Origin of the sequence: Curtobacterium sp. MCBA15_001 (genome assembly GCF_001864835.1) — a bacterium.
In the GTDB taxonomy this organism is placed as follows: Bacteria; Actinomycetota; Actinomycetes; order Actinomycetales; family Microbacteriaceae; genus Curtobacterium.
Window position 1 is genome coordinate 473975 of sequence record NZ_MJGI01000023.1, and the last position, 9129, is coordinate 483103.

Consider the following 9129-nt stretch of genomic DNA (forward strand, 5'->3'; position numbering starts at 1 on the left):
GGGGATCTGTCGCTTCCGCGGAGGGTTCGGGCTGTGTTCGGCACGACGGACGACACCGACGACGGACGACACCGACGACGAACGACAGGATGGACCGCATGACCGACCCCACCCGCGGCCGACAGCTGCTGCCCGGCCAGACCAGTCGCGTGCACGTGTACGACGTGGTATCCCGTGCGAGCCGCCTCGTGTTCGCGTCCGACACCGTGCTCGTCGAGGCCCCGAACGTCCTCGACGCCGACACCCTCGTGCTCAACGCCGACGGCGACCTCTGGCTGCTGCGCCTGCCCGCGCCGGGCACCGTCCTCGACGAGACCGCGCTCGTGCCGGTCCCGATGGACGGCGTCGAGGAGATCAACAACGACCACGTGCTCGACCCGTCGGGGGAGTCCGTCGTGGTGAGCGCCCGCAACGGCGAGCTGTACCGCGTGCCGCTGCCCGCCGGCGGTGCGACCGTGCAGCTCACCGACGCCGCGTCCGCGCTGCCCGTCCGCCGCAAGTTCTACCTGCACGGCATCGCACCGGACGGGTCCGCACTGGCCGCGATCGTGGGGGAGCTGTCCGAGGACGACGTCTGGACGACCGACGTGGCGCTCGTCGACCCGGCGACGGGCACGCCGACGTTCCTGACCCGCGATGCCTTCCCCGCCGACGGGTGCTCGTTCGCGGGCGACACGCTCGTCTGGAACTCCGAGGTCTTCACGCCCGGCACCGCGCAGCTCGTCGCCCGCCACCCCGGCACGGACGAGCCGGTGCGGATCACGAACGACGACCGCGTCAACTGGTTCCCGCACGCCTCGCCGGACGGCGCACACCTGCTCTACCTGTCGTACGAGCCCGGCGTGCAGGGGCACCCGGCGGACCACCGGGTGGAGCTCCGCCTGCTGCCCGGGGTCCTGGTCCGCGGCGCCCGGATCGCGGTCGTCCCCGAGACGCTCGTGACGCTCGAGGGCGGGCAGGGCACGGTCAACGTCCCGCCGTGGGCTCCCGACTCGACGTGGTTCGCGTACTGCGACTACCCCCGGGACGCGACCACGTGACGTACGGCTCGGTGCGCGCCGGACGCGCACCGAGCCTCCAGACCGGACGCGCCGGACGCGGCGGATCCGCCGGACGCGCCGGATCCGCCTACAGGTCGCGGACCTGACCCTGCTTGAGGTGCAGACGCCGCTCGGCGCGCCGCGCCACCCACGAGTCGTGCGTCACGATGACGACCGTCAGCCCGCGGTCCTGCCACTGCCGCTCGATGAGGCCGATGATCTCGTCGCGGGTGTCCTCGTCGAGGGCGCCCGTCGGCTCGTCCGCCAGCAGCACGGTCGGGTTCTTCACCAGCGCACGGGCGATCGCCACGCGCTGCTGCTGGCCGCCCGACAGCTCGGCGGGCAGGTGGTCGAGCCGCTCTCCGAGCCCGACCTCCTGCAGCGCGGACGTCGCCCGCTGCCGGATCTCCGACCGCGCACGGTTCGCCAGGGACCCCGCGAAGGCGGTCTCGACGTTCTCGAGCGCGGTCAGGGTCGGGATGAGGTTGAACCCCTGGAACACGAAGCCGATCGCGGTGGCGCGCAGGTCCGCCAGCGCCCCGTCGCCGAGGGCCGCCACGTCCCGGTCGCCGAACTCGATCGACCCGGCCGTCGGACGGTCGAGCGCTCCGAGCATCTGGAGCAGCGTCGACTTGCCGCCGCCCGTCGGCCCCTGCACCGCCACCAGCTGCCCCTGCGGGATGGTCAGGTCCACGGCCGTCAGCGCGGTGACGGTCCGCTTCCCCTGTCGGTACGTCTTGCTCACGTTCCGCAGGCGGTACATCGGACGGGAGGCCCGGCTCGCGTCGTTCGCGGACGGTGCGGTGGCGGTGCTGGTCACGGTGGCTCCTCGGGTCGGGGTGGTCGGGGTGGTGCGAGTCTCGGTGGTCTCGGTCGCACTCATGGCGCTCGGCTCGGATTCGGTCCTGGTCTCGGTCTCGGGTTCGGGCATCAGCCGACGCTCCGCAGTGCCTCGGCCGGACGGAGCCGGCTCGCACGCCAGCCACCGAGTGCCCCGGCGAGCAGACCGCCGAGGACCGCCAGGCCGACCGCGAGCAGGACGATCTCGACCGTGACCGGGGCGTGCAGGACGACGTCGGTGGTCGCGGCGCTGCTGGCTCCGCCGCCGCTGAACCCACCCGCGGGGGCGCCGCCGGCCGCGCCGCTGCCAGCTGCTGCCGTCGCTGCGCCACCGGGCATCCCGCCGCCGGCACCCGGCCCGCGGGAGCTCGTCGTGGCGCTCGCCGAGATCGTCGGGGCGATGACGTTCACCACGAGGATCCCGAGCAGGCCGACGGCCGCGCCGACCACCCCGCCGATCAGGCCCTGCACCAGGGACTCGCCGGCGACCTGGCGGGTGATCCGTCCGTTCGACCAGCCGATCGCCTTGAGGGTGCCGAACTCGCGGGTCCGTCGGGTGACGCCGGAGATCGTGAACAGGATCGCGATGAGGAACGCCGCGGCCAGCACGACCACGGACAGCCACGTGCCGAGGTTCGACACCAGCGCCGATGCGGTGCCGAGCGACCCCGAGACGCTCGACGCCAGGTCGGCCTCGGTGGAGACCGTCGCGCTCGACAGTGCCTTCTGCAGCGCGGTCTTCACGGTCGCGACGTCGGACGAGGACGTGGCGGAGACGTACACCGAGGTGACCTGTCCGTCGAGGTCGGCGAGCGCCTGGGCGGTGTCGAGCGGGACGTAGGTGTTCGAGCCGGTGGTGCTCGCCGAGCCGGTGGACGCGAGGATCCCGATGACGGAGAAGTCCTTCCCGCCGATCGTGACGGTGTCCCCGACGGCCTTCGACTCGCTCGTGGCGTACGCCGCGTCGAGCACGACGACGTCCTTGCCGGCGTCGGCCTTGGTGAAGGTGCGGCCCTTCGTGACCTCGGTGCTGGTGAGCGGTCCGACGGCCGTGCCGGTCACGGGGATGCCCGTCACGGTGAACGAGTCGACGCTGAAGGAGCCGCCGCCGAATCCGCCGCCCCCCGTGCCCGAGTCGCCGCTCGGCGGACCCTGCTGCGTGGTGCCGGTGCCGGTCCCGGTGCTGCTCGAGCTGCCGCTGCCCTGCTGGACCGAGCCCGAGAACGTGCTGTTCTCCAGGGTCAGCACCCCGGTGGCTGCCTTGACACCGTCGGTCGCCCGGACGGTGGCCAGGTTCGCCGCAGTGAGGGTGCTCGTGCCGCGGGCGACCGCGAGCCGGGACTGCGACAGGTCCGTGCTGCCCGAGCCCGACGTGCCCTGGTCGCCGAAGTCGAAGGACGGACGCCCGCCGTTCGTCGACGAGGGGGTCTCGGTCTTCGTCACGGTGATGTCGGTCCCGACGCCGTACACGGACTGCAGCACGCTCGCCTGCGCGGTCTTCACGCCGCCGGCGATCGAGGACACGATCACCACCAGGGCGATGGCGAGGGCCATGCCGCTCGCGATGATGACGGTCTGCTTCGTGCGGTTCGTGAGTTCGCGCCTGAGGTAGGTCAGGAACATGGTTCTCCTCGGTCGGGCCGGCTCGTGGTCACCGACCGCGCCGGGGGAGCGCGGCGGGGCCGACGAGAGGAGAAGCTAGGGACGCGGGCGACGACCGGGCCATGCCGTGCCCATGAACCGACTAAGGAGCGTAGGTCTGGCGCAGGTGCTCGGCGTAGCCGCCGGGTGTGCGCCCGGCGAAGCGGCCGCTCGTCACCACCGGCAGGTCGGTCGTGGCCCGGACGCGCAGCCCCAGTGCGCGGGCACGCTCGACGAGCCGGACGTCCTCGTGCTCCGGGACGGGGTCGAACCCGCCGAGGGCCAGGTACGCGTCGGCGCGGACGCCGAGGTTCGCGCCGTGGACGTGACCGAGTGCCGCACCGGGCGGGTGGGCCGTCCGCCACCGGACCAGGACCTCCGGGGCCAGGTCCGCGGGGTCCGGCACGACGGCACCGACCAGCACGTGTGCGTCTTCGACGAGGGCCCTCGCCTGCTGGACGAGCCAGTCCGGGTCGACGCGGGAGTCGGCGTCCGTGTGAGCGAGCCAGTGCTCGGTCAGCAGTGTGTCGGGTGCGGTCAGCGCGTTCGCCACGCCGAGGGACCGGGCGCGACCGACGCCGACGTGGTCGGTGACGACGACCTGCACCCGGTGCCGGTCCACGACCGCCGCAGTGTCGTCGGTGCACCCGTCGAGGACCACCGTGACGCCGACCGACACGTCCGGTCGGGCCTCGGCGAGCCGGGCGACGGCGACGTCGAGCGCGGCCAGGCAGGCCCCGATCCGGTCCTGCTCGTCGTGCGCGGGCACGACGACGTCGATCCTCACGGCGCCAGCCCTTCGGCGCGTGCCACCGACGTCACGCTCGGTCCGGGGAGGACGCTCAGCACGAAGTCGTCCTCGACGTGCCGGACCAGTGCGGGGCGCGGCCAGCGCTCGGTCAGGCGGGCGTCCACCGCGTCGCCGCTCGACACCGCCCCGTCGTCGGGGTGTCGCCAGTGGCAGGCCACGAGCACGCCGTCGTCCGCCAGCGAGGCGAGCACGTGGTCGATGGTCCGGTCGAGGTCCGCCTGCGACAGGTAGTACCCGATCTCGGACAGCACGACGAGGTCCCACGACCCCGCGGGCCACTCCTCGGGCACGGCCGCCTGCAGGAACCGGGCACGAGGGGCGCGGGTCCGGGCTCGGGCCAGGGGCGCGGCGGCGATGTCGGTGCCCAGGACGGCGTCGGCGCGGTCGGTCAGCGCTGCCGTCAGGACCCCGGTCGCGCAGCCGACCTCGAGGGCCGCTCGGTACCGCTCGCGGGGGAGTGCGGCCAGGGTCACGGCTCGCTTGCGCCGTTCGTACCAGGAGCCGTCGAAGTCCCAGCCCTCGGGCTTGCGGTCGTAGTGCGCGTCGAAGGACTCCCGCGAGCGGGACGCGGCCGGTGTCTCCGCGAAGAACCACTCCTCGGTCCGCAGGTGGTGCGCTGCGTGCCGTTCGTCGACGACGGCCTCGTCGCCGGGCGCTGGCGAGAGCGGCAGCACCTGGGACCGGTAGGCGGCCAGGGCGGCACGCTTCCGGACGAGCACGGCGGGGTCGACCGGCAGCGCGCGGGCGGACGACCACGGCGCGGTCGGTGCGGCGGCGTCGTCCCAGTGCCAGGCCCACACCGGGTAGGACAGCAGCGTCACACCGTCGTCCTCGGCTGCGACCTGCTGTGCGACCTCGCCGGCCACGCGGTGGTCGCGGTGCCCGTCGCCGGACCACGGCGCGACCAGGAGCGTCCGGCCCCGGGTGGCGTCGAGCCGTGCGGTCAGCGCGTCGCGGAGGGTGTCCGGCTGTTCGCGGAGGCCGACGTCGGGCACGCCGAGCGTTGTCGCGGTGACGTCGGGGTGGAGCGCGGCGAGGGCAGCACGGAACTCCGCGGCCCGCATCGTCGCCAGCGCGGACGCCGTGGTCGTGGGGGAGTCCGGGTGCGAGCCCTCGCCCAGGGACACCAGCACGACGTGCACGGGCAGGCCGGCGTCCGCTGCCGTGGCGATGAGGGCTCCCGCGCCGAGGGTCTCGTCGTCGGGGTGCGGGGCGACGACGAGCACGGCGTCGATCCCGGTCAGCACGACCGGCTCGGGTGTGAGCGTGTCGAGGAACGTGGTCCACGCGGCGGGTGCGGTACCGGGCTCGCGGTGGTCGAAGGTCACCACGCGACACCGCCGCGCTGCACGACGGTCCGGCCGATCCGGGCGAGGTCGCGGTCGCCGTGGTCCTGCAGGACGTAGAGCTCGAGGTCGGCCACCCGTGCGGCGACGGCCTGGTCCGAGGTCAGCGGTGCGGGGCCGAGCGCAGCGACGGTCCTGGTGCGGACGGCGTCCACCGCGCGACGGACCCGCGACCGGACCGTCTGCGCCACGAGCGACCAGTCGGTGGCGTCGCCGTCGATCCCCGCCGCGGCACGGCCGTCGATCTGCGCCGCGGCGTCGGCCAGGGCGTCCTCGGCATCGGCGAGGTCGGCCACGACGGCACCGAGCGCGACCTGCAGCAACTCGGAGTCGGGCCGTGCGGCGGCGTGCTCGCGCAGGACCCGCGCCAGTCCGACGGCTCCGCCCCACCAGCATGCTGCCACGCCGATGCCGCCCCACGCGAAGCCCGGACGGGTGAGGTACCAGCCGGGACCACCGACGGCGTGAGCAGTGACCGCCGCGAAGTCGACCGGACCGCTCGGGACGTCCGGCATGCCCCGCGCGACCCACGCCTCGTCGTGTGGGGTCACACCGGCCTGCCGCAGGTCGACCGCGAACAGCTGGCGGTCGTCCCCCACGTGCGCGGTGACCAGCGCGTGCGACAGTGACGACGCCAGCGAGCACCACGGCTTCGTCCCGTCGAGCAGCACGGCATCGTCGGTCCCGGACGGTGTCGCCGCGAGGCGCATCCCCGGAGCCTCGGCAGCGAAGACGCCCCACGTCGACCCCTCGGGCACCGGGACCCCCGCCTGCGCCAGGATGCCGAGCGCGTCGAGGTGCGGCTCGACGGTGCGGGCGAGCGCGACGTCGGTCGCGGCGACGGCCGCGAGCGTGACGAACGCCCGCCCGGCCGTGCCCGCGGACAGGGGCGGGGTCGTGGAGCCGAGCGACCGTGCCAGCGCGAGCCGGTCCGCCGGGGCCGGGCCGGTCCTCCTGGCTGCGTCGGCCACGGCGGCGACATCGACCTCGGTGGCACCGGCGGGCCAGGCTGTGGAACGGATCATGCGACCGACGCTACGGAGCGGGACCTCCGGGGACTGCCGGATCATCCACAGACCGAGGAGAGGCGCTCCACAGACCGCTCATAGGAAACCCTCGATACTCGAAGACGTGACCATCTCCCAGCCGCAAGCAGTCCCGCGCCTCACACGTGCCGACGGATCCCCGTTGCGCATCCTCGTCGTCGACGACGAGGCCAGCCTCACCGACCTGCTCTCGATGGCGCTGCGCTACGAGGGCTGGGACGTCACCAGCGCGAACGGTGGGCAGGACGCCCTCGCCAAGGCCCGCGAGTTCAAGCCGGACGCCATGGTGCTCGACGTGATGATGCCGGACCTCGACGGCCTGCAGGTGCTCAACCGACTGCGCCAGAACAACGACGACACCCCCGTGCTGTTCCTCACCGCGAAGGACTCGGTCGAGGACCGCGTGACCGGCCTGACCGCCGGCGGCGACGACTACGTCACGAAGCCGTTCTCGCTGGAAGAGGTGGTGGCGCGCCTGCGTGGCCTGATCCGGCGCTCGCAGATCTCGGTCTCCGAGGCCGGTGACTCGCGCATCGTCGTCGGTGACCTGGTCCTCGACGAGGAGTCCTACGAGGTCTCCCGCGCCGGTCGGCCGATCGAGCTGACCGCGACCGAGTTCGAGCTGCTGCGCTTCCTGATGCGCAACCCCCGTCGTGTGCTGTCGAAGGCGCAGATCCTGGACCGCGTGTGGTCGTACGACTTCGGCGGCAAGTCGAGCGTCGTGGAGATCTACATCTCCTACCTGCGCAAGAAGATCGACGCCGGCGAACAGCCGATGATCCACACCGTGCGCGGTGTCGGGTACGTCATCAAGCCGATCTCCTGAGTGGTCGAGGTCTTCGTCCCGTGACCCTGCGCCGCCGGCTCGTCCTGAGCATCGTCGCCCTCGTCGTCGCCGTCAGTGCGGTCATCGGCGCGGGCAGCATCATCGCGCTCTCCTCGATCCAGACGGGCGCGATCGACAGTCAGCTGCAGAAGGCCACGAACCGCGCCAGCACGAAGTTCGGCCAAGGGCAGCAGTCCCCGGGTGGGCAGCGGCCGGACGAGGACTCGCTGCAGCCGCTGGGGCAGGCGGCGGGGACCCTGACCGCGTACTACGTCGCCGGTGGTGGCGCGGGCGGCATCGTCCTCAACGAGGACAGCTCCCGGTCGACCCTGGCCTCCGCGCAGCTGAGCCGGCTCGGCGAGGTCAAGGTCGGGACGGCACCGTCGACGATCGACCTGGGCGGCGGCCTCGGGCGGTACCGGGTCGCGGCGGAGCAGGTCGACAACCCGGTGCTCGGCAACGCGGTGCTGGTGGTCGGCCTGCCGATGGCGCCGGTCTACACCAGCGTCGGGAAGCTGCTCGCGGTCGTGCTCGTGGTCACCGGGCTCGCCCTGCTCGCAGCGTTCCTCGGCGCCGCCGTCGTCGTCCGCCGGTCACTGCGGCCGCTGGAGCGCGTCGCCGAGACGGCCTCGACGGTCGCCCGGATGCCCCTCGAGCGCAGCGATGCGCTGGACGGCGTCCGCGTGCCGGACACGGACCCCCGCACCGAGGTCGGCCGCGTCGGCACGGCCTTCAACCGGATGCTCGAGCACATCGGCGGCGCCATGCAGGCTCGCGAGCGCTCGGAGCAGCAGGTCCGCCAGTTCGTCGCGGACGCCTCGCACGAGCTCCGCACCCCGCTGGCCTCGGTGCGCGGGTACGCCGAGCTCACCCGCCGCATGGGTGGGGACCTGCCGAAGGACGTCGTCTACGCGATGAGCCGGATCGAGTCCGAGTCGCTGCGCATGACGAGCATGGTCGAGGACCTGCTGCTCCTCGCCCGACTCGACGAGGGCCGCGAGATCCAGTTCGACGACGTCGACCTGACCGGCCTGGTGTTCGACGCGGTCAACGACGCGCACGCGGCGTCCCCCGAGCACCCCATCGACGTCGACGTGCCCGCGTCGCCCGTCGTGGTCCCGGGGGATGCGGCCCGGCTGCACCAGGTCATCGTGAACCTCGTCACGAACGCCAGGACCCACACCCCGGACGGCACCCGGATCACCGTCGGCATCACGCCCGGTCCGACGGGCGTCGACCTGACCGTGCGCGACACCGGCCAGGGCATCGACCCGGAGTTCCTGCCGAAGCTGTTCGAGCGGTTCGCCCGGGCGGACAGCTCGCGGTCGCGGAGCGCGGGGTCGACCGGCCTCGGGCTCGCCATCGTCGACGCGGTCGTGCAGGCCCACGGCGGCACCGTCGCGGTGACGAGCGAGCCGGGGGACACCGTGTTCACGGTGCACCTGCCCGCCGCGTCCGCGACGGCGGAGGCGGTGCCGGTAGTCGCTGGTGGTGCTGGCGCTGGCGCTGGTGCTGGCGCTGCTGGCGCGTGGGCCGACGTGCCGGATCGCGCGTAGGAGGTCGAATCGCGCGTGGGTGG

General features: G+C 73.4%; 8 protein-coding genes. 3 read left to right on the top strand and 5 right to left on the bottom strand.

The window, feature by feature from the left end; all coding sequences use genetic code 11:
* Positions 1-98: 98 nt before the first annotated feature.
* Positions 99-1040 carry a hypothetical protein gene (locus BIU90_RS11630; protein ID WP_071300410.1) on the top strand — a complete coding sequence of 314 codons (942 nt, stop codon included), beginning with the start codon at positions 99-101 and terminating at the stop codon, positions 1038-1040.
* An 88-nt stretch (positions 1041-1128) separates the two neighbouring features.
* On the opposite strand, the gene BIU90_RS11635 is transcribed toward BIU90_RS11630, so the two are convergent.
* The 5 genes from BIU90_RS11635 to BIU90_RS11655 form a co-directional block, all read right to left on the bottom strand.
* Entirely contained in the window at positions 1129-1803 is a 675-nt protein-coding gene (locus BIU90_RS11635; RefSeq protein WP_071300411.1) for an ABC transporter ATP-binding protein, read from the bottom strand.
* Between the two features lie 167 nt (positions 1804-1970).
* Positions 1971-3503, bottom strand: coding sequence for an ABC transporter permease (locus BIU90_RS11640; RefSeq protein WP_071300319.1), 1533 nt, complete (start codon positions 3501-3503; stop codon positions 1971-1973).
* Between the two features lie 121 nt (positions 3504-3624).
* The gene (locus BIU90_RS11645) at positions 3625-4308 is read right to left on the bottom strand and encodes a glycosyltransferase family 2 protein (protein WP_071300320.1); all 684 of its coding nucleotides are present in this window, start codon (positions 4306-4308) and stop codon (positions 3625-3627) included.
* The gene (locus BIU90_RS11650) at positions 4305-5660 is read right to left on the bottom strand and encodes a bifunctional PIG-L family deacetylase/class I SAM-dependent methyltransferase (RefSeq protein ID WP_254787027.1); all 1356 of its coding nucleotides are present in this window, start codon (positions 5658-5660) and stop codon (positions 4305-4307) included. The genes BIU90_RS11645 and BIU90_RS11650 overlap by 4 nt, the downstream gene beginning before the upstream one ends.
* Complete coding sequence (locus BIU90_RS11655; protein ID WP_071300412.1) at positions 5657-6703, bottom strand: acyl-CoA/acyl-ACP dehydrogenase; 1047 nt, start codon at positions 6701-6703, stop codon at positions 5657-5659. The genes BIU90_RS11650 and BIU90_RS11655 overlap by 4 nt, the downstream gene beginning before the upstream one ends.
* A gap of 112 nt (positions 6704-6815) precedes the next feature.
* Here BIU90_RS11655 and BIU90_RS11660 point away from each other — a divergent pair, with 112 nt between their 5' ends.
* Positions 6816-7550, top strand: a complete 735-nt coding sequence (locus tag BIU90_RS11660; RefSeq protein ID WP_217640917.1) for a response regulator transcription factor — start codon at positions 6816-6818, stop codon at positions 7548-7550.
* Between the two features lie 20 nt (positions 7551-7570).
* Positions 7571-9106 carry a cell wall metabolism sensor histidine kinase WalK gene (locus tag BIU90_RS11665; RefSeq protein ID WP_217640914.1) on the top strand — a complete coding sequence of 512 codons (1536 nt, stop codon included), beginning with the start codon at positions 7571-7573 and terminating at the stop codon, positions 9104-9106.
* Positions 9107-9129 lie beyond the last annotated feature (23 nt).

Excerpts from the sequence above, each read along its gene's own strand:
- BIU90_RS11630 (WP_071300410.1), top strand. The coding sequence starts at position 99 with ATGACCGACCCCACCCGCGGCCGACAGCTGCTGCCCGGCCAGACCAGT.
- BIU90_RS11635 (WP_071300411.1), bottom strand. The coding sequence starts at position 1,803 with ATGTACCGCCTGCGGAACGTGAGCAAGACGTACCGACAGGGGAAGCGG.
- BIU90_RS11640 (WP_071300319.1), bottom strand. The coding sequence starts at position 3,503 with ATGTTCCTGACCTACCTCAGGCGCGAACTCACGAACCGCACGAAGCAG.
- BIU90_RS11655 (WP_071300412.1), bottom strand. The coding sequence starts at position 6,703 with ATGATCCGTTCCACAGCCTGGCCCGCCGGTGCCACCGAGGTCGATGTC.